Below are 19,570 nucleotides of genomic sequence, written 5' to 3'. Positions count from 1 at the left end.
AGCCCCGTTCTCCCGGAGTAATTATGTTTCTAAAGAGCGAACTGCTTGAAAGTAACGGCAGCAGTGTCACATTGTTCCAGCTGTCAGCATTACAGCGTATTGAACACCTTGAATACCTGAAACAGATGGAAGCGATTGAAGGGAGCGATATTCAGGCGGCCGTTACACTCACCGTGAATAGTGGGGCTTATCTGGTGGCAATGTCTCTCTGGCATGGTCACCCACTGAAAGGCTCGCAGGGCGAAAATGCAGCGGCAGAAGTGGCAAAAATTCAGGATGAAGTCATGCAGACCTGGCCGATGGAACTCGTTGCCGAAGCAGAATTTAAGGTGAAACTCCTGTCCGGGATGATTGCACCTGTAACGGATGAGCCGGCAGAGCCAGGCGAAGAACAGAATGAGCCAGCTGAACCCATTACGGCGGAAAAGCCCTCGCCAGCGAGCTGATATTTGCCATGAAACTGGCGCGTGAGTTCGGTCGCCCTGACTGGCGCGCCATGCTTGCTGGCATGTCTTCTACGGAATATGGCGACTGGAAAATCTTCTACCGGGACAACTACTTTCATGATGCGCAGCTGGATGCTCATTTCTCCGGCCTGCTCTACACCATATCAACCCTGTTTTTCGCCGATCCGGAATTAACCCCCGACAGTTTCAGCATTCTTTCTTCTGCATCAGATCCTGTCGATATCGATGGGCCTGGCGATGAGACGCTGATGGCAAAGGCAGCAGGAATTTCAGGAGGCGTACGCTATGGCCCAGACGGCAGTCGGTGATCTGGTCGTTAACCTTGACGTTAACTCGACGAAATTCACTGAACAGATCAGCTACGTTAAAAAAGAATTTAAGCAGACGGGTGATGCGGCAAATGATGCCGCGTTGCGAATGCAGCAGTCATTTACCCGCCAGGAGAGTGCCGCCCGTAAGGCCGTGATATCTGTCGGGCAATATAACGCTGCAATGCGTATGCTCCCGGCGCAGTTTACTGATATTGCGACCCAGCTGGCTGGCGGGCAGAGTCCGTGGCTTATCCTCCTCCAGCAGGGCGGCCAGGTTAAAGACTCCTTCGGCGGTATTATTCCAACGTTCCGCGCGCTGCTGGGCACTATCTCCCCGGTTATGGTGGGTGTTACAGCGCTGTCTGCGGCAACAGGGGCATTGTTCTATGCATGGTATGCCGGTTCGTCAACGCTGTCTGATTTCAACAAAACGCTGGTGCTCTCAGGGAATTCAGCGGGGCTGACCGCCGACAGAATGCTGGTTCTGGCACGAAACGGGCAGGCCGCAGGACTGACATTCAACCAGACCAGCGAAGCGCTGACTGAGCTGGTCAATGCGGGTGTTCGTGCGGGTTCCCGCTTTGATGATATGAGCCAGGCGGTTGCGCGCTTCACTGACGCTTCAGGTGTGCCGGTTGATAAGGTTGCCGCCGCGTTTGGGAAACTGACCTCAGACCCGACATCCGGGCTGATTGCCATGGCCCAGCAATTTCACAATGTGACTGCTGAGCAGATAGCCTATGTGGCGCAATTGCAGCGGGCCGGTGATGAAGCAGCTGCCCTGCAAGCGGCAAACGATGCTGCGACCTCCGGGTTTAACGAGCAGACCAAATCGCTCCGCGACAACATGGGAACGATTGAGTCATCGGCAGACAGCCTGAAGCGTGCCTTTAAATCGATGTGGGATGCGGCGCTTGATATCGGCCGTCCTGATACTGCGCAGGAGATGGTGGCAAAGGCAGAAGCCGCCTTTAAGAAAGCGGATGAAATCTGGAACCTTCGTAAAAATGATGGTTATGTCAATTCTCAGGCACGCGATCTTTACTGGAATGATCGAGAAACAGCGAGAGTTGAGCTTGAAAATGCCAGGCGCAAGGCCGGAGCTGAGAAGGAGAAGCAAGATAATGCATCGCGTGAAGCGGCTGCTGAATCTGACCGCCTAAAGTACGCCGCGCAGGCCCAGTCCAATTACGCCAAAACACAAAGCGCACTGGAAAAGTACACGGCCCGCCAGAATGAGCTTAACAAGGCTCTGAAGGATGGCCGGATCCTCCAGGCCGACTACAACATCAACCTGGCTGCGGCGAAAAAAGAGTATGAGGATACTCTCAAGAAGCCGTCGAAAAAGACTGCCACGGTCAGAACACCCGCCGGCACCCGGGCGACCGATACCGCCACCGCACAGACGATGGAGCTTGAGACGCAGTTACGCACACTGCAAGAGCACAAGGGTATCAATGACACTATCAGCCAGCAGCGGCAGGAGCTCTGGCGGCAGCAGGCCCGCTTCTCCGTTCTGGAAGAGGCCGCAAAAAAACGCCCCCTCTCTGTGGAAGAAAAATCCCTGCTGGCCAGTAAGGATGAAGTGCTTTCGCGCGCGGAGATGAATGCAAAACTGGGCGATCAGATTGCCGCTCAGGAACGCCTTAACCGTCTTCAGGATACTTCACAAAAATACGTCACCCAGATGGATGAAAAAACCTCTTCACTTCAGAGCAGCGCAGGATTAAGTAGCCGACAGGCTCAGCGTATGAACGAAGAGGCTCAGCTACGTCAGGGGTGGATTAATGCAGTGGGTACACTGGAAGATGCTGGTTATCTGAAGGAATCGGCTGCTCTCAAAAAATACTATGCAGAACAGGATAAGTTGCGAGGCGACTGGCTTTCTGGGGCGAAATCAGCTTGGGCGGATTATGCCGATTCTGCGGGTGACGCTTATGGTCAGATGAAGTCTGTGGCGGCCAACACCTTCGACGGAATGACGCAAAACCTTGCCAATATGCTGACCACTGGCAAGGCAAAATGGGCTGATTTTACCCGGTCAACACTCTCGATGCTGGCGCAGATCGCTATCAAACAGGCGGGCGTGGGGATCGTCGGAGCAGTTGGCTCTGCTATTGGGTTTGCTGGTGGTGGTTATACCGGTTCCGGCGGTAAATATGAGCCTGCTGGTGTGGTACACCGCGGCGAGTTTGTCTTTAACAAAGAATCCACCTCACGGATTGGCGTGGGTAATCTCTACAGAATGATGAAGGGATACGCCAGTGGTGGCTATGTGGGGGGCGGTTCCTCTTCCAGTGTCGGTGTGCCGTTCGGCATCAGTGTGTACGCGCCTGTCAATGTGACGACTGAGCAGCAGGGAGGACAGCAGCAGTCACAGGGTGACCAACTCGGTCGCGCTTATCAGCAGGTTATCGATAAATCAGTTCAGGACGGCATCCGCAAGGCTTCGCGTCCGGGCGGGATTATCTGGAATGCGATGAAGGTCAGGTAAACATGGCAATTGAAACATTTACGTGGGGGATCCAGTCGGCAAGCCAGCCCACCACCAAAAGTGAAGACACCATCCGGAAAGCGAAATTTGGTGATGGTTATGAGCAGGTGAGCGGCTCCGGTCTGAATGATGAAAAGCTGATTTTTGAATATTCGTTCAGGGGACGACCTGAAAAAGGGCTGGAGATCTACACCTTTCTTCGCCGCCACAAAACCAAATCGTTCATCTTCACACCGCCATTCGGAGAGCTCGCCCTGTGGCGAGTTCAGGCCAATTCTCTACAGAAGGTTGTTCTTGGCAACAAACTGCTTTCTGTTTCAGCAACGTTTGAACAGGCATTCGCACCATGAGTCTTAACGCTGATTATCAAAAACTGGAGCCGGGTAATGATATCCGGCTGATTGAAGTGGACGGCACAGCGTTTGGTATGTCTGATGTGATGTATTTTCACGCTTACAACATCCCACATACGCCAGAAGAGATTGCCGCCGCTGGTGGTGATGAAACTCGGCTACCGCCCAAATCAATCTGGTGGCAGGGCACTGAATACAAGGCGTGGCCATATCAGATAGAGGGGCTGGAAAAATCCACGGATGGTACCAGCGCCGAACCCAAACTTTCAGTTGCCAATCTGGACAGCTCGATCACCGCTCTTTGTCTTGCGTATGACGATCTTGTCCTGGCGCGTGTTGTCATTCACGACACGATGGCAAAGTATCTGGATGATCGTAACTTCCCGTCAGGAAATCCCCTGGCGAACCCGACGCAGGAAAAACGCCAGACATGGTACATCGATGGCAGGACTGGTGAGACAAATGAGACGGTGCAGTTTGTTCTATCCAGTCCGATGGACGTACAGGGAATGATGATCCCAACGCGCCAGCTACATTCCCTTTGCACCTGGTGTATTCGTAATAAATACCGTAGCGGCGATGGCTGCGACTATGCGGGAACGCAGTATTTTGACAAAAACAACAAACCGGTAAGCGACCCTTCTCTGGATGAATGCAACGGAACACTTTCTGCCTGCGAACTCCGTCACGGTGAAGGTAATGAGCTTCCATTTGGAGGCTTCCCCGGAACGTCATTAATCAGGAGCTGATATGCGTCAGAAAACTATTGATGCGATCATGGCGCACGCCGCAGCGGAGTATCCGCGCGAATGCTGTGGCGTAGTGGCGCAGAAAAACCGGGTTGAGCGTTATTTCCCATGCCGGAACATGGCTGCTCAGCCAACGGAGCAATTTCACCTTTGTCCCGAAGATTATGCATCGGCTGAGGATTGGGGAGCCATTACAGGAATAGTCCACAGTCATCCAGACGCCACCACGCAACCGAGTGAGCTGGACAAGGCGCAGTGTGATTTAACTCTTTTGCCCTGGCATATTGTGAATTGGCCCGAAGGAGACTTACGTACTATACAGCCTCGCGGAGAACTGCCGCTGCTGCAACGTCCTTTTGTACTTGGTCACCTGGACTGCTGGGGGCTCGTAATGAGTTATTTCCGGCAGGAACACAGCATTGAGCTGAAAGATTACCGGGTAGATTATCCCTGGTGGGAAAACGACTATCCTGACAACTTTTACCAGGATTGCTGGTATGAGTGTGGATTCCGGGAATTCGACGGGCCGCCACAACCAGGCGATATGGTGATCATGCAGCTCCAGGCCGATAAGTGGAATCATGCGGGGATCCTGCTTGATGGCAATATGCTACTGCATCATCTGTACGGCCATCTGAGCCAGCGAGTGCCGTATGGCGGATACTGGATTGAGCGCACAATGAAGATCGTAAGATTTAAAAATCTTATGAGATGATCTCTAACCTGTGAACGTGGTTTCTGAGTTTTGTTGTTACATTTTATCCTGTTATTCTCGTCTTAATTTTTTAGAAAGGAATCAGGATATGAAAAAAGCAATAATTACCATTGTTGTATTGATAGTTTTATTCGCTGCATTTGCAATCATAAATAACCATTTACCCCCATCTCCGGGTAATGCAATAACATTTGCCGAAAAGAAAATATCCTCAATGATGAAAGATCCAGACTCAGTTAAGTTTGAGTCATCGAAATTTTACCAGAGAGGGGATGCTTCTGGCGGTGTACTCACTGGCTATGTCTGCGGTTATGTAAATGGGAAAAATTCATTTGGAGCTTATTCAGGAAGGCAGAGTTTTATCGTAAATCTCAGTGTATCTGACAACGGAAGAACGGCGTTTTATCGCGAGTATTATGTGGACAGCATGAGGCCGACAACATTCGTCAGAGACTGGATTGAAAAGTGTAAATGATAAAAATAACCCGCTACGGCGGGTTTTTTATTGGGAGCAAACATGTCTGAATCAGTAAGAAAGGTTCGCCTTTACGGTGTTCTGGGGGCAACTTTTGGGCGTGAATATCAGCTTGCTGTATCGTCAGCCAGGGAAGCGGTGAGGGCGTTATGTGTCATTGTTCCTGGCTTTGAAAGGTTCCTGAATAACAGTCGACAGCGTGGACTGACCTATGCCGTTTTCAGTGGTAAGCAGAATCTGGATCAGAAAGCGCTGGAAATGGATGAAGGTGGCGATGATATCCGTATCGCACCCGTCATCATTGGCAGCAAGCGTGGCGGGTTGATGCAGACCATTCTGGGTGCTGCACTGATCGCCGTCGCCGCGTTCGCTCCGTGGGGGGCGGCAATCTGGGCCAGTAATGTTGTTTTCCAGGTGGGGGCCGCACTCGCGCTCGGAGGGGTGATCCAGATGCTCTCACCACAAACAAAAGGATTGGCCAGCAAGCAGTCGGCTGATAATAAAGCCAGCTATGCCTTCGGTGGTGTCACTAATACAACGGCACAGGGTAATCCGGTACCGCTGCTTTACGGCAAGCGACTCATTGGCGGGGCGATAATTTCCGCCGGTATCTACGTCGAAGATCAGCAGTAACGATTTTCTTTCCATCAGGCCATCTCAGGGTGGCTTTTTTTATGGGCGCGATATGGCTACAGCAACCCCAATTAAAGGCCGCAAGGGCGGCAGCTCCAGTTCACGAACCCCTACAGAGCAGCCTGATGATCTGCAATCTGTAGCAAAGGCGAAAATCCTTCTCGCGCTGGGGGAAGGCGAGTTTGCAGGACAGCTAACCGGCAAAAATATCTATCTGGACGGAACTGCGCTGGAGAATGCCGATGGCTCCCAAAACTTTAGCGGTGTCACCTGGGAGTTCCGTGCTGGGACACAGGCTCAGAAATATATTCAGGGTATCCCTGGTACCGAAAATGAAATCAGTGTGGGAACCGAAGTTTCAAGCGCTACCGCCTGGGCGCGCACGTTTACCAATACTCAGCTTTCAGCAGTTCGCCTGCGCTTGAAATGGCCTTCACTTTTCAAACAGGAGGATGACGGCGACCTGGTTGGTAATTCTGTCAATTATGCCATTGACCTACAGACTGACGGTGGCACATGGAAGACGGTGTTAAACACCAGCGTGACTGGAAAAACCACGTCCGGTTATGAGCGTAGCCACCGAATTGATTTACCTCAGGCGGGCAGCACCTGGACAATACGCCTGCGCAAGATTACCGCTGATGCAAACAGCGCGAAAATTGGCGACACCATGACGTTGCAGAGCTTCACTGAAGTGATTGACGCCAAGTTGCGCTACCCTAATACCGCGCTGTTATACATTGAATTCGACTCCAGCCAGTTCAATGGCTCCATCCCGCAGATTTCCTGTGAGCCGCGTGGCCGCGTCATTCGAGTGCCTGATGTTTATGATCCTGAAACGAGGACTTACAGCGGCACATGGACCGGGGCATTTAAGTGGGCGTGGACGGATAACCCGGCATGGATTTTTTACGATCTGGTGGTATCCGACCGCTTCGGACTTGGGAACCGCCTGACGGCGGCGAACATTGATAAATGGACACTGTACCAGGTAGCCCAGTATTGCGATCAGCAAGTGCCTGACGGTAAAGGTGGCAGTGGTACAGAGCCGCGGTATATCTGCAACGTGTATATTCAGGATCGGAACGATGCTTACACAGTCCTGCGCGATTTTGCTGCTATCTTCCGTGGCATGACCTATTGGGGGGGCGATCAAATTGTTGCCCTAGCCGACATGCCACGGGATATTGATTACACGTATAACCGCAGCAATGTGATCGACGGTGTTTTCAATTATTCCAGCAGCACATCAAAAAGCCGATATACCAATGCGCTTGTGTCCTGGTCTGACCCGGCGAATGCTTATGCAGATGCAATGGAGCCTGTGTTTGAGCAGACTCTGGTAGCTCGGTACGGATTCAATCAACTGGAAATGACAGCCATCGGCTGCACCAGGCAGTCAGAAGCAAACCGAAAGGGCCGCTGGGGCATACTGACCAATAATAAAGATCGCGTTGTTTCCTTCGATGTTGGCCTGGACGGCAATATTCCTCAGCCAGGGTACATCATCGCTGTGGCAGACGAGCTGCTGTCCGGAAAGGTTATGGGTGGTCGAATCAGTGCGGTTAACGGTCGCGTTATCAAACTTGACCGCGTTGCTGATGCAACAGCAGGCGATCGCCTTATTCTCAACCTTCCATCCGGAGCTTCACAGAGCAGGACAATTCAGGCCGTAAACGGAGAAACTGTTACGGTCACCACTACGTACAGCGAGACGCCTCAAGCTGAAGCAGTATGGGTAGTTGAGTCAGACGAGCTCTACGCACAGCAGTATCGTGTTGTCAGTGTCTCCGATAAAAATGATGGCACTTTCTCCATTACCGGTGCGTGGCATGACCCGGATAAATATGCCCGTATCGATACCGGCGCCATCATCGACCAGCGCCCGGTGAGTGTTATTCCACCAGGGAACCAGTCGCCGCCAGCCAACATCGTGATCAGCGCGTTCTCAGTGGTTCAGCAGAATATCAGTGTGCAAACCATGCGCGTGAGCTGGGACCAGGCGCAGAACGCTATCGCCTATGAAGCTCAGTGGAGGCGTAATGACGGAAACTGGGTGAACGTTCCGCGCAGCTCCACCACATCCTTCGATGTGCCGGGGATTTATGCTGGTCGATATCTGGTTCGTGTCCGCGCCATCAACGCCTCTGAGATTTCCTCAGGATGGGGTTATTCAGAAGAGAAAACGTTAACAGGCAAGGTGGGGAATCCGCCGAAGCCGGTTGGCTTTACTGCATCAGAAGATGTGGTGTTTGGTATCGAGCTGAACTGGGGGTTCCCGGCGAACACCGGCGATACCCTGAAAACGGAAATTCAGTACAGCCTGACCGGTACCGAGGATGATGCAATCCTGTTGGCCGATGTACCTTACCCGCAGCGCAAATATCAGCAGATGGGCCTGAAGGCAGGGCAGATATTCTGGTACCGCGCGCAGCTGGTTGATCGGACCGGCAACGAATCAGGGTATACAGATTTTGTGCGCGGGCAGGCCAGCGTGGATGTATCGGATATCACTGATGCGATTCTGGAGAACATCAAAGGTTCCGAAAGCTTCAAGGACCTGATCGAGGATGCTGTGGCCAGCAGTGACAAACTGGCTGAACTGTCTGATGCGATTAAGGAGAATGCTGAGGGGCTGGCGGCTGCTGTAGGCTCGAATAAGCAGACAGCGGAAGCCATTATCGGCAACGCGCTGGCCATTGCTGATGTCGTTGTCCGTCAGACGGCACAGCAGGGAGCCAACACTGCAACCTTTGAGCAGCTCCGGGAAGTGATTGCCACGGAAACGGAAGCGCGCGTTACTGACGTCACCCGGCTGGAGGCGGAGACAGCAGACAATGCCGCCGGCATTACTGAGGTCAGGCAGGCACTGTCCGATGAAACGCAGGCCAGGGCCTCAGCGGTAGACCAGCTCACAGCCACCACCCAGGTGATTTCTGACAAGGCTGATGCTGCCGGGCAGGCCAGTTCACAGAACAGCGCTGACATCACCAGTTTGCAGCAGGTTGTAACGGACACTGCTTCGTCTATGGCATCCCGCCTGGATGAGCTGGGAGCCAGAACCGATACGGCAAATGGTGGCATCCAGAACAACGCAATTGCGCTTATCACCAGTACGCTTGCTCAGGTGAATCAGCGAATGACCCAGAGCGTGCAGTACGGTGATAACAAGGCCGGTATTGAACGCGTTGATAACGTGATGGCTGATGCGAGCAAAGCAGTTGCCGAATCGCTGAAAAGGCTGGACTCCAGCGCAGGTGGTAACACCGCGAACGTGACGGATTTCGCCAAAACCATGGCGGACTTCTCTCAGGCATCAGCCACGCAGATCAACTCGCTTAAGGTCACGGTTAACGGGCAGTCAGCGGCCATTGTCACGAACGCTCAGGTGTCGGCAGATATCAATAACAACCTGAATGCGATGTACAGCATCAAGGTCGCTGTTGATTCTAATGGTAACCAGTACGCGGCAGGGATGGGGATTGGTGTTCAGAATACGCCAGCGGGTATGCAGTCGCAGGTTCTCTTCCTTGCTGACCGCTTCGCCGTGATGACCCAGGCGGGCGGGACCGTGACTCTGCCATTTGTTATCCAGAACGGACAGGTCTTCATAAACGATGCATTTTTCCGCGATGCCAGTATTCAGTTCGGGAAAATCACCGATTCACTGAAATCGGATAACTTCGTTACTGGTTCGAATGGGGCTGGATGGAATCTGCCTAAAAGCGGTAACGCTGAGCTGAATAACGTCACGATCCGGGGAATGGTATACGCCAGCGGTGGCAACTTTAAAGGCACGGTAGAGGCGACTACTTTTGTTGGTGACATTGCAAACGTGGGAATTGGCGGTGACGTCAGTATTTCTGGCGGTGGGGTTGCGACACGAACGATCACGTTTACGGATTCCTCAACATCAGCACTTGGTAAATCAGCACTTCTTGAGGCGCTAATTTATCTTTCTGCATCTGCTGCAACAACGGTCAGTATCACCCTCAACATTAACGGGAGCACGCGTGATTTAGGGAAAATCAATGTCCCTTCCGGGACTGCCGGGGTCTGGATGACCGTAAGACACGCTGTGAGGAATATAACAACATCGACTGTAACCGGAATCATAACGGTAACCGGAACAGGAACGGCCAGTAAGATTATATCAGCCCCGACATTAACTATTACCCGTGGTACCGGCTCTTTTGCCTGACCTTCCTGATATTCAACCTGATTTATAACCCGCTTCGGCGGGTTTTTTATTGCGTGGAGAAATTATGATTTACACAACAGGCACGATTGCAGTCAGCGGCAATACGCTTACCGGAACGGGTACAAACTTTACTGCTGCGGGCTCACTGATCCGCAACGGATGCACAGTTATCGCGCTGACCAGCCCCGCCCAGGTATTCCAGATTACTGCTATCGGCGGGGCAACCAGTCTCACCGTGACACCTGCGGCAAGCCCTGCAATCCCTGCCGGAACGAAGTATTCGATTTTGCTGAGCGACAGCCTGAGTGTGGATGGCCTGGCGCAGGACATTGCTGAAACCTTCACGATGTACCAGCGTTACATGAGCGGTTTCGCTGATGTAATGAACGGTACTACAGACGTCACCATCACGATTAACGGCGTGGCCGTCACTGTACCGGGTCAGAAATCGCTGGCGAAGAAGGGGGCTAACAGCGACATCACCAGCCTTTCCGGGCTGACTACCGCGCTCAGCGTTGGCCAGGGTGGCACCGGTGCGAAAACCGCCGCAGATGCTCGCACAAACCTTGGTTTAGGAAGCACTGACACCCCTTTCTTTGCGTCCATCGAATTATCGGCAGCTTCACCGTTCCTCGATTTTCATTACGGCTCTACCACTAACGATTACTCTGCGCGATTGTGGGCCTCAGGAACAGCCTCACTTGAAGTGAAAGGCGGCACAGGTGGTGGAACTGGCATACTTCAGGTTGAAGGCGGTTATCAGTGTCGTTCCGGGACAAAAGGCAGCTACAGTGCGAGCGTGTTTAACATGCTCTGGACCAGTGGGGCTATGCGTCTTTATGTAGACAACAGTGACGTTGGAGCCATCACCGTTACTTCATCGGACCGGGAGCTGAAAGAGAATATCGTCTATCAGACCGACCGGGAAAAGGCAGCAGATGAAGTAAGCAGATGGCAGGTTGCTCTCTTCGATATGAAAGCCAGGGGCGTTCTCGATAAGAAACCGGGGCAGCTCGGCTTCATCGCTAACGACATGAAGGAGGTCTCCCCAGAGGTTGTGAAAGGTACTGGCCTGCCTTCCGGGGTTGACCTCGAAAGCGATGATCTCTCCGGCATGTACTATCTTGACCCAATGGCAGCTATCGCAAAACTGACCCTGACTATCCAGCATATGCAGGGTGAGCTGGTAGAGTTGAAAGAGATGCTTAATACTCAGAAACCATAAGAGTCCTCACCAGGCAGTCATACAATCAAATGGCTGCCTGCCGGTACGATTAACGATTAAGCCTCAAGCCACATATCAGCTTCTTCAAACATCTCCTGCACGACCCGGCTGATCTGCTCCTTTTCATGTTTGCTGGCGTCAGTATTGATAGCCGGCTGAGTCATCATCGGTTTAACCCGAACATCAGCATCTGGAAAAATACGGTGCACTCTTTTGCTTAATTCGCCAAGAATGATGTCTCTGGCGCCAGGCAAACCATCAAAATTTCTTTTGTCATAAACGAGTTCTACGAACATAACCTTTCCTTAGAATGTGAAAATAGTCTTGGCTTGATCTGTAGCTTCAAAAATACTACTGTATATGCATACAGTCAATAACCGAGTGAGGGTGGGACTCATGCCACGTCCATATGAGATACGGGCTGCATTCATTGAGGCCATACAGCTAAATCCAAAGGGTTATCGCTATCTCAGCACGGACAGCTTCATCACCAAGTTACGAGAAAAGAACTGTCACTTTAGCCAGGTTGATGCAAACCAGTGGATTGAACGTAATCAGCCAGACTTCGCTGACAAGACAACTGACGGCAGCGAGAACCGTTACTGGATCCTGCGTAACATGGGGAGGGTATTCTGATGGGGTTTGTTTCTCCTGCTACTGACTATGTTGAAGAACGGCTGACCATCGATTCTCTGTGTGGTATTGACGGTAACTGCTGGGTGATTGAAACGTCATGCGGATGGGCCGTCATTAACGTGGCCATGAAAGCGAGCGACGGTGATACGCTGCTGGCAACCATGGATGGTATAAATCAGTTTGTTAAACTGCATGGTCTGGCATTGATAACAGAAGAAGGCGAGGCGATAGAAGGTGATGCGCTGGAAGATGTGAAAGTGCATGGCGTTCTGACGCACACACTAAACAGTGTAAAAAATGATAGTTGCCCAGCTATTTAAACGGCTAGTTTCACCACCATTTCACCATGGTTTCACCATCTGAAAATCTGAAGCATAAAAAAACCAACCGTAATTGGTTGGTTTGATTAGAGATTTTTGGTCGGCACGAGAGGATTTGAACCTCCGACCCCCGACACCCCATGACGGTGCGCTACCAGGCTGCGCTACGTGCCGACGCGTAAAAAGAATACTACTCGATTCCTTTTTGAATGCAAGGGAGTCAGGCGCTAACTGGTTTATAATTAATCAGTTAGCAATGAACCGCTTCTCATCCGTCAGCACTTGCAGAAGCAGGCTGAGCTGCGGTTTCTGGTCATGCAATTTTTCACCTTGCAGATTATACGTCTGGTAATTGCCATTACTGTTCAGCACCAGCGTCAGTTCCGGTGTGGTTACCACCAGCGTATTATTCCCGGCAGCAGTCACCCAGTTATGGCGGCGAGTGGCGCTGAACAGATCCTGTCCTTGCGAGTACTCATTCGCCGGAGTGCTTACGTGCAACAGACGTTGCATCAGGGTGGTCATCACGTCTTTATGATCGGTAAGCATATTGATGCGCTGTGCTGGCGTTCCCGGCCAGTGGATGACCAGCGGAACATGCAAGTTAGGGCGCGACCAGACCATACTTTTCGTTTCGTCACCCAGCGGGATACCGTGTCCGGCGGTAATAATGACCACGGTGTTATCCAGCTTGCCGGATTCACGCAGTGCGTTCAGCACCCGGCCAATTTGTGCGTCAACGTCGCCAGCCGCACGGCTATAACGGCGTGCAAAGCCTTTCTGGTTGCTGTCATCAAGTGTGGTGCCGTTAAACGCAACCCAGGAGAACCAGCGGTTATCTTCCTGAGCATAACGCTGAAGCCAGTTCACCCACTGATTAGCGGTCTGTTCATCAGACTGGCTCTGCGCAGCAGGCAGTGAGAAATCAGACAACAGTGCCTGGCGATACAGCGAGCTGTTAAAGCCATCCGAAGAGAACAGCCCCAACTGGTAACCCTGCTGGTTAAGCCCGGTAATGAGCGCCGCGGGAACGCGCGCCGAAAGCACGCCGTCCATGTAACCGGCCGAAATACCATAGAACAAGCCAAAAATACCGGCATCGGTTGAGTTACCGGAACTCATATGCTGCGTGAACGACACGTTCTTATCAGCGAACTCGGCGAGCGCAGGCATCTGCTTCTCGTAACGCGAGTAGTTCAGACCATCAACGGTTATCAGCAGTACGTTTTGACCACGTCCCATATCCCGGTAACGCAGGTCGCTCAGCGGATACTGAACGGTGACGGCTTCCGGGTTGCCTTGCTCGACCAGACGACGCTGATACTCCTGCGCATCCAACAGACCGTGTTTTTCAAGGAAACGACGTGCCGTCATCGGATAAGAGAGCGGCAGGTTAGCTCGCTGCATGGTGATAGGGCGATAGAAGTTCGCATCGGCCCAGATATACATGATGTGCGAACTAATAAATGAGACAAAAAAGAGCGCAGCAACGGGCTTCGCGTAATGACGACGCCGCGTCAGACTGCGGAGCTTTTGCCAGCTCCAGGTGGCAAACAGCATCTCAATCAGCAGGATCACCGGCACGCTGATAAACATCAACTGCCAGTCACGCGCGGTTTCGTTCTGGTCCGGGTTAATCACCAGTTCCCAGACGATGGGGTTGAGATGGAGGTGGAAACGGGTAAAGACTTCGCTGTCGATAAGCAATAACGTCATGCCCGCCGTCGCAAGGATGGCGGATAAGAACCTCATCAGGCGTTGCGACATGACGATAAACGTCAGCGGGAACAGAATCAGCAGATAGGTGGCGAAAACCAGAAAACTAAAGTGGCCGACAACGCTCATCCAGGAATAGATGCGCCCGGTCAGCGTGGTTGGCCAGTCCGCCACAAACAGATAACGGCAGCCAAGCACCATGGCCAACAAAATGTTGAACAGGGCAAACCAGTGCCCCCAGCTAACCATCTGGGAGACTTTTTCACGGTAGCGCTGACGATTCGTCACCATAAACTGTTGTTCGTTTCCCTTAGTGGGCCTGGTCGTCGCTAACGGATGACTGCAAAGCCTGGGCGAAAGACCTGGCGATCGCCTGACGCTGAGCCGGAGCAACGCTGGTATTGATAAGGTTGGTAACCATATTTCCCAATACCATCAGGGAAAGATCGGTCGGCGTTTTATGTTTTTCCAGTACGTTGACCAGCTCACTGAGCAGTTGTTCAACGTGTTCGTCACTGTAGCGGGAATGTTGTGGCATAAATCAAAATCAGTTTGTTGATGAAAGGGCAACATATTACCGTAGGAACAGCTTTTTTTCCCCTTTTTTATCTCTTGTTGCACACATGCGTTGGTGGTGGTTGAATACCGCCCGGTCTAAAAGGAGAGTTTATCATGAGTCTGGATATCAACCAGATTGCCTTGCACCAGCTTATCAAGCGTGATGAGCAAACCCTTGAAGTGGTGCTGCGCGATTCGTTACTTGAACCAACGCCTACTGTTGTTGAAATGATGGCGGAATTGCATCGCGTTTATAGCGCTAAAAATAAAGCCTATGGCCTGTTCAGCGAAGAGAGCGAACTGGCGGATAGCCTGCGTCTGCAACGCCAGGGCGAAGAAGATTTTCTGGCATTCAGCCGGGCGGCAACCGGGCGTCTGCGTGATGAACTGGCAAAATACCCGTTCGCTGATGGCGGCATCGTTCTGTTCTGCCAGTATCGCTATCTTGCGGTTGAGTACCTGCTGGTGACCGTGCTGAATAATTTAAGCAGTATGCGCGTCAATGAGCAGCTGGATATCAGCTCTACGCACTATCTGGACATTAACCATGCCGATATCGTCGCGCGTATCGATCTGACCGAATGGGAAACCAACCCGGAATCCACCCGCTACCTGACTTTCCTCAAAGGACGGGTAGGCCGCAAAGTGGCGGATTTCTTTATGGACTTCCTGGGTGCCAGCGAAGGCCTTAACGCCAAGGCACAGAATAAAGGTCTGTTGCAGGCGGTAGATGACTTCACCGCGGAAGCCCAGCTTGATAAATCAGAACGCCAGAATGTGCGTCAGCAGGTTTACAGCTATTGCAACGAACAGTTGCAGGCGGGCGAAGAGATTGAGCTGGAGTCGCTTTCCAAAGAACTGGCGGGCGTGAGTGAAGTGAGCTTCCAGGAATTTACGGCTGATAAAGGTTATGAGCTGGAAGAGAGTTTCCCGGCAGACCGTAGTACGCTGCGTCAGTTAACCAAATTCGCCGGCAGCGGCGGTGGGTTAACGGTTAACTTTGATGCCATGCTGCTTGGTGAACGTATTTTCTGGGATCCGGCGACTGACACCCTGACCATCAAAGGGACGCCACCAAACCTGCGCGATCAGCTGCAACGCCGCACCTCTGGCGGTAAATAGCAGCCATAAAAAAACCCCGCAGACGCGGGGTTTTTTTTCGACAAGTTTGCGATTACGCGCGAACGAAGTCGATGTGAGACAGTTTTGGCTTGAACGGGTGACGCTGAACAGCCTGAACTTTCACTTTTTCTTCTTTACCGCCAACAACGATGGTCAGAACTTCGCTGTAGAATTCAGCTTTGTTCTGGAGGTTCCACAGTTTGTCGTGGTCCAGTTCGATTGCAACTGGAGCAGCTTCGCCACCGTAAACGATAGCTGGGAACTTGTTGGCGTTACGCAGGCGGCGGCTCGCACCCTTACCCTGAACGCTACGTACTTCTGCTTCGATAGTAAACATTGATTTCTCTCTGTATTTTAAAACCCTACTACAGGCGACCCAGCAGCAGGTGAGTGTTCTGCTTTGCGGATGCAAAAGCGGGCGGCATTATAGCCCCCAATCCCCCACGGGGCAATCAAAACCTACGGTCTGTTAATCCTAAGCTGTAATGTCCCCAGGCGATTCTCGGGGGGATTTTTCATGATTAAAGAGACAGCTACGCTGATTTTTACACTTGCCAGCGAGAAATTGCGGGAGAGACACGGCTTGTCTTTATTCACTGAAGCTCTCAGAAAGTAGCTGGTAGAGGCTACTTTTGAAGACCACTAAATAATTCTTCTTCCTGGGCAAAATGCAATCTCAGAATCGCTTCAAGGCCATAAAGACACTGTTGAATATCCTGAACAGTACCTGAAGAGCCGTCTGTATTCTGTAGAAGGTTGCTCAACTGGCCCAGTTTTCTGACAAGCAGATAAATCTCCTGGTGACTTCGGCTCATGGCAGCCAGAGGGTCATCACCGGCCAGCATCAATGTCATGGTGGGGTACAGCCCTTGTTCGTCTTGCTGTTCATGAGCAAGGATATCCTGGGTCAGTTGCTCATGGAGTGTCTTCATGAGCGTGCGTCGTTCTTCCGGACTTGCCAGAGGTAACTGTGTTGCAACCTCGGTCAAACGCTGGAGTAGTGGCTGCAACATTTGGTGTTCATTACGTAAGGTAGCAACCTGCTCTGCACTCATTGTCTTGTCCGCCGGGCGAGCTATCCCACTCGCAAGAACCCGCAATGCCGACATAATGGCCAGCAGATCTATTAACTCCTGCAAAAGGGCACCTTCAAAGGGGGGAAGCAGACCCAGGGCGGCAAAGCCCATGGCAACACAGCACAGACCCATGCCTAGCCAGACACTTTGTCTGGCAATACGAATTGACAGTTTGGCTATGGCTTTGGCCTCAGCCAGCCGGTCTAAGCGGTCTGTCAGCAATACAACATCTGCGCTTTCTGCTGCGGCAGCCGTGCCTCTTGCCCCCATTGCAACCCCGACGCCCGCAGCTGCCAGTGCTGGGGCATCATTCACTCCATCACCAACCATCATTGTGCAGTGAGCGGATGAAGCGCTTGAGACATACTTCAGTTTCATCTCTGGAGTTAATTCTGCCAGTACCTGATCTACGCCGAGACCAGTGCCAATACTATCCGCTACTTCCTGCTTATCACCTGTCAGCATGACGATCTCGTGAACGCCTGATTTGCGTAACATACGCAAAGCCCGCGGGGTCTCAAGTCGTAACTGATCAGAAAACAACAACCAGCCGACCAGTTCGGCATTCACCGCAATCGCAACGACCGTCGAGTTCTCAATAAATAAGCGCTGACGGGCAGACTCCAGCCAGCTTCCCGCGCGCGCCTGGCTCAGGACAAAATCCAGTGTGCCGAGACAAACCTGTTGTCCGTTCACTTTTCCTGTCAGGCCTGCTCCAGCCACTTCCTGTACTGACTCTGGCATCGGCAAGGATCCGAGACCTTGCTCTTGTGCAGCCTGCAAAATGGCACTGGCTATAACATGACAGGAAAGCTGGTCCATGCTGGCTGCCAGTCTGAGCAAATCAGGTTGTGAGAAATGGGGAGAGAAACTGTGAATCGACATCAGTTTTGCCATACCACCAGTCAGAGTGCCGGTCTTGTCAAAAAACAAATAATCAGCCCGGGCAAGTTGTTCCAGCGCAGCGCTACCTTTGATCAAAATTCCCCGCTTTGCACAACGAGAAATCCCGGATACCAGTGCCACCGGCACAGCCAGCAGGAGGGGGCAAGGCGTTGCAACAACCAGGACGGCCAGTGCACGTATTGGATCCTGACTCACTAACCAGGCCAGCCAGGCAACAATAAGGGTGAAAGGGATGAACCAGACCGCATAGCGATCAGCGAGTCTGGCTGCTGGCGCACGAGCCTGGCCTGCTTGTTCAACCACACTGATGATACCCTGAAGTGTGCTGTCTTTAGCTGCACGGGCAGCGTGCATTTTCAGAGCATCACCAGCATTAATGGTACCACTTAGCAGTAATTCACCAGTTTGCCTGGTGACCGGCAACGATTCCCCGGTAATAGAGGATTCATTTAGCACAGCGCTCACACTCACCAACGGACCATCTACTGGAATGGTTTCTCCCAGCTTAACCAGTAGTAGATAACCAGGTTGAATGGATTCAACGGGAATGACCTGAATGCCATCCTCAGTCAGTCGGTTGGCGACACGAGGGACTCTGGACAGCAACGCAACCATTTCACGTTCTGCACGACCCCGGGCGTAGTTTTCTAGAAATCGGCCTGAAGCCGTCATAGCAGCAATGACGGCCGCAGTGGCCGGTTCATTCATCCAGAGAGCCCCTGACATTGAAAGAATGGCGAGTAAATCCACCCCAAACTTATGATTTAATAATGATTTAACCACTTCATAAATTAATAAAAGCAAAGAGGGGATAGTCGAAATGATTAATATAATGGAGATACTCTGTACCCAGGTAGCATCCTGATTGAAGATATACAGCATCAAAGCCAGTAGAGGGAAAATTAACAGCATAATATCGAGTAATAATCGGCTGTTTTTCATGGGTTTTTGCCTCCAGAGCTATGCTCCTGGGTCGGTTAAAAGTAGAACATATGAACCATTAACCGTTGTCTGGTTTAACATTGTCTCCTGGATAAACAGATATATATCTTTTAATTTTAACGATGAACGTTATCTTACCCACATAACTGCCTCTGCGGATGTTAGCTGATTCAACGAACTACCAGCACTGGGCATTTCGAATGTCGTACAATTGCAGATGAATTTGATCCTAAAAGATAGGTTGTCAGGTCAGGACGGTGAGAGGCAATAATGATCAACTTTGCTCCAATTTCCTCAGAATATTCGAGAATTTTATCTTTAGGCGTTCCGACGACTGCATGTGTTACAACCTTCTCGGCAGGTAACTTGAATTCTTTAACGATTTCATTGAGTTTTGCTAGTGCTTTCTGTGTCATTTCACTTATTTCCGACATTTCCGGCGCATAGCCCATCCCAAGAGAAGAGTAGTAAGGAAAAAAAGGAACGACGGTAAGAAAATGGACTTTTGTTGTATTCAGGACCGTATGCCTCTGAACGTGAGGTATAACCATCTCTGTGAGGCCGCTTTCAGAAATATCAATCGGTACTAAAGTAGGGTTGTACATTTGATCCTCCTGTTTGCATTTGTTCTGTACACGGTTAGTAAGCGTCTGTTTTTACCCTGTCGTTTT

18 protein-coding genes, 1 tRNA gene and 1 pseudogene are annotated in these 19,570 nt (G+C 51.6%); 13 read left to right on the top strand and 7 right to left on the bottom strand.

The genetic code is table 11. The features are described 5' to 3' along the window. Window positions 1–23: 23 nt before the first annotated feature. The 10 genes and pseudogenes from gpG to HV107_RS01505 all read left to right on the top strand — a co-directional run bounded on the left by gpG (window position 24) and on the right by HV107_RS01505 (window position 11,623). Window positions 24–446 carry a phage tail assembly chaperone G gene (gpG, locus tag HV107_RS01550; protein WP_182061796.1) on the top strand — a complete coding sequence of 141 codons (423 nt, stop codon included), beginning with the start codon at window positions 24–26 and terminating at the stop codon, window positions 444–446. Window positions 447–454: 8 nt separating this feature from the next. Beyond that, window positions 455–769 (top strand): annotated as a pseudogene (locus HV107_RS01545) (phage tail assembly protein T); the annotation flags it as partial. Next, entirely contained in the window at window positions 753–3,272 is a 2,520-nt protein-coding gene (locus HV107_RS01540) for a phage tail tape measure protein (RefSeq protein WP_182061794.1), read from the top strand. The pseudogene HV107_RS01545 and the gene HV107_RS01540, both read left to right, overlap by 17 nt. A gap of 2 nt (window positions 3,273–3,274) precedes the next feature. Further along, on the top strand, window positions 3,275–3,622 hold the full coding sequence (locus HV107_RS01535) for a phage tail protein (RefSeq protein WP_047345240.1): 348 nt from the start codon (window positions 3,275–3,277) through the stop codon (window positions 3,620–3,622). Continuing rightward, entirely contained in the window at window positions 3,619–4,374 is a 756-nt protein-coding gene (locus tag HV107_RS01530; RefSeq protein ID WP_047345241.1) for a phage minor tail protein L, read from the top strand. Before HV107_RS01535 ends, HV107_RS01530 begins: the two co-directional genes overlap by 4 nt. Window position 4,375: 1 nt before the next feature. After that, window positions 4,376–5,089, top strand: a complete 714-nt coding sequence (locus HV107_RS01525; RefSeq protein WP_182061793.1) for a C40 family peptidase — start codon at window positions 4,376–4,378, stop codon at window positions 5,087–5,089. Between the two features lie 88 nt (window positions 5,090–5,177). After that, entirely contained in the window at window positions 5,178–5,564 is a 387-nt protein-coding gene (locus tag HV107_RS01520; protein WP_048986097.1) for a hypothetical protein, read from the top strand. Between the two features lie 42 nt (window positions 5,565–5,606). Then, complete coding sequence (locus tag HV107_RS01515) at window positions 5,607–6,197, top strand: tail assembly protein (RefSeq protein ID WP_047345243.1); 591 nt, start codon at window positions 5,607–5,609, stop codon at window positions 6,195–6,197. A gap of 52 nt (window positions 6,198–6,249) precedes the next feature. Further along, window positions 6,250–10,398 carry a DUF1983 domain-containing protein gene (locus HV107_RS01510; protein ID WP_259349670.1) on the top strand — a complete coding sequence of 1,383 codons (4,149 nt, stop codon included), beginning with the start codon at window positions 6,250–6,252 and terminating at the stop codon, window positions 10,396–10,398. 64 nt (window positions 10,399–10,462) lie between these two features. Next, window positions 10,463–11,623, top strand: a complete 1,161-nt coding sequence (locus tag HV107_RS01505) for a tail fiber domain-containing protein (protein ID WP_182061792.1) — start codon at window positions 10,463–10,465, stop codon at window positions 11,621–11,623. 56 nt (window positions 11,624–11,679) lie between these two features. On the opposite strand, the gene HV107_RS01500 is transcribed toward HV107_RS01505, so the two are convergent. Further along, window positions 11,680–11,919 (bottom strand): DinI family protein, encoded by a 240-nt coding sequence (locus HV107_RS01500; protein WP_182061791.1) that lies wholly within the window; start codon window positions 11,917–11,919, stop codon window positions 11,680–11,682. Window positions 11,920–12,019: 100 nt separating this feature from the next. On the opposite strand from HV107_RS01500, the gene HV107_RS01495 reads away from it, so the two are divergent. Then, a complete protein-coding gene (locus tag HV107_RS01495; protein ID WP_182061790.1) occupies window positions 12,020–12,259 on the top strand; it encodes a hypothetical protein in 240 nt (79 codons plus the stop codon). Next, window positions 12,259–12,579 carry a hypothetical protein gene (locus HV107_RS01490; protein WP_182061789.1) on the top strand — a complete coding sequence of 107 codons (321 nt, stop codon included), beginning with the start codon at window positions 12,259–12,261 and terminating at the stop codon, window positions 12,577–12,579. The genes HV107_RS01495 and HV107_RS01490 overlap by 1 nt, the downstream gene beginning before the upstream one ends. Window positions 12,580–12,676: 97 nt before the next feature. On the opposite strand, the gene HV107_RS01485 is transcribed toward HV107_RS01490, so the two are convergent. The 3 genes from HV107_RS01485 to HV107_RS01475 all read right to left on the bottom strand — a co-directional run bounded on the left by HV107_RS01485 (window position 12,677) and on the right by HV107_RS01475 (window position 14,833). Further along, window positions 12,677–12,753, bottom strand: a tRNA-Pro gene (locus tag HV107_RS01485). Between the two features lie 72 nt (window positions 12,754–12,825). Continuing rightward, entirely contained in the window at window positions 12,826–14,586 is a 1,761-nt protein-coding gene (yejM, locus tag HV107_RS01480; protein ID WP_182061788.1) for an LPS biosynthesis-modulating metalloenzyme YejM, read from the bottom strand. 19 nt (window positions 14,587–14,605) lie between these two features. Beyond that, on the bottom strand, window positions 14,606–14,833 hold the full coding sequence (locus HV107_RS01475; RefSeq protein ID WP_182061787.1) for a YejL family protein: 228 nt from the start codon (window positions 14,831–14,833) through the stop codon (window positions 14,606–14,608). A gap of 134 nt (window positions 14,834–14,967) precedes the next feature. On the opposite strand from HV107_RS01475, the gene yejK reads away from it, so the two are divergent. Further along, window positions 14,968–15,975 (top strand): nucleoid-associated protein YejK, encoded by a 1,008-nt coding sequence (gene yejK, locus HV107_RS01470; RefSeq protein WP_014071063.1) that lies wholly within the window; start codon window positions 14,968–14,970, stop codon window positions 15,973–15,975. A 52-nt stretch (window positions 15,976–16,027) separates the two neighbouring features. Here yejK and rplY read toward each other — a convergent pair whose 3' ends face one another. From rplY to uspF, 3 genes are all read right to left on the bottom strand, one after another. Further along, the gene (gene rplY / locus HV107_RS01465; RefSeq protein WP_182061786.1) at window positions 16,028–16,312 is read right to left on the bottom strand and encodes a 50S ribosomal protein L25; all 285 of its coding nucleotides are present in this window, start codon (window positions 16,310–16,312) and stop codon (window positions 16,028–16,030) included. Window positions 16,313–16,601: 289 nt separating this feature from the next. Beyond that, window positions 16,602–18,899, bottom strand: a complete 2,298-nt coding sequence (locus tag HV107_RS01460; protein WP_182061785.1) for a heavy metal translocating P-type ATPase — start codon at window positions 18,897–18,899, stop codon at window positions 16,602–16,604. 170 nt (window positions 18,900–19,069) lie between these two features. Further along, entirely contained in the window at window positions 19,070–19,504 is a 435-nt protein-coding gene (uspF, locus tag HV107_RS01455; protein ID WP_182061784.1) for a universal stress protein UspF, read from the bottom strand. Window positions 19,505–19,570 lie beyond the last annotated feature (66 nt).

Origin of the sequence: Enterobacter sp. RHBSTW-00175 (assembly GCF_013927005.1) — a bacterium.
In the GTDB taxonomy this organism is placed as follows: Bacteria; Pseudomonadota; Gammaproteobacteria; order Enterobacterales; family Enterobacteriaceae; genus Enterobacter.
This window is presented reverse-complemented; position numbering and strand designations above follow the sequence as displayed.

Excerpts from the sequence above, each read along its gene's own strand:
- gpG (WP_182061796.1), top strand. The coding sequence starts at position 24 with ATGTTTCTAAAGAGCGAACTGCTTGAAAGTAACGGCAGCAGTGTCACA.
- HV107_RS01540 (WP_182061794.1), top strand. The coding sequence starts at position 753 with ATGGCCCAGACGGCAGTCGGTGATCTGGTCGTTAACCTTGACGTTAAC.
- HV107_RS01535 (WP_047345240.1), top strand. The coding sequence starts at position 3,275 with ATGGCAATTGAAACATTTACGTGGGGGATCCAGTCGGCAAGCCAGCCC.
- HV107_RS01530 (WP_047345241.1), top strand. The coding sequence starts at position 3,619 with ATGAGTCTTAACGCTGATTATCAAAAACTGGAGCCGGGTAATGATATC.
- HV107_RS01525 (WP_182061793.1), top strand. The coding sequence starts at position 4,376 with ATGCGTCAGAAAACTATTGATGCGATCATGGCGCACGCCGCAGCGGAG.
- HV107_RS01520 (WP_048986097.1), top strand. The coding sequence starts at position 5,178 with ATGAAAAAAGCAATAATTACCATTGTTGTATTGATAGTTTTATTCGCT.
- HV107_RS01515 (WP_047345243.1), top strand. The coding sequence starts at position 5,607 with ATGTCTGAATCAGTAAGAAAGGTTCGCCTTTACGGTGTTCTGGGGGCA.
- HV107_RS01510 (WP_259349670.1), top strand. The coding sequence starts at position 6,250 with ATGGCTACAGCAACCCCAATTAAAGGCCGCAAGGGCGGCAGCTCCAGT.
- HV107_RS01505 (WP_182061792.1), top strand. The coding sequence starts at position 10,463 with ATGATTTACACAACAGGCACGATTGCAGTCAGCGGCAATACGCTTACC.
- HV107_RS01500 (WP_182061791.1), bottom strand. The coding sequence starts at position 11,919 with ATGTTCGTAGAACTCGTTTATGACAAAAGAAATTTTGATGGTTTGCCT.
- HV107_RS01495 (WP_182061790.1), top strand. The coding sequence starts at position 12,020 with ATGCCACGTCCATATGAGATACGGGCTGCATTCATTGAGGCCATACAG.
- HV107_RS01490 (WP_182061789.1), top strand. The coding sequence starts at position 12,259 with ATGGGGTTTGTTTCTCCTGCTACTGACTATGTTGAAGAACGGCTGACC.
- yejM (WP_182061788.1), bottom strand. The coding sequence starts at position 14,586 with ATGGTGACGAATCGTCAGCGCTACCGTGAAAAAGTCTCCCAGATGGTT.
- HV107_RS01475 (WP_182061787.1), bottom strand. The coding sequence starts at position 14,833 with ATGCCACAACATTCCCGCTACAGTGACGAACACGTTGAACAACTGCTC.
- yejK (WP_014071063.1), top strand. The coding sequence starts at position 14,968 with ATGAGTCTGGATATCAACCAGATTGCCTTGCACCAGCTTATCAAGCGT.
- rplY (WP_182061786.1), bottom strand. The coding sequence starts at position 16,312 with ATGTTTACTATCGAAGCAGAAGTACGTAGCGTTCAGGGTAAGGGTGCG.
- HV107_RS01460 (WP_182061785.1), bottom strand. The coding sequence starts at position 18,899 with ATGAAAAACAGCCGATTATTACTCGATATTATGCTGTTAATTTTCCCT.
- uspF (WP_182061784.1), bottom strand. The coding sequence starts at position 19,504 with ATGTACAACCCTACTTTAGTACCGATTGATATTTCTGAAAGCGGCCTC.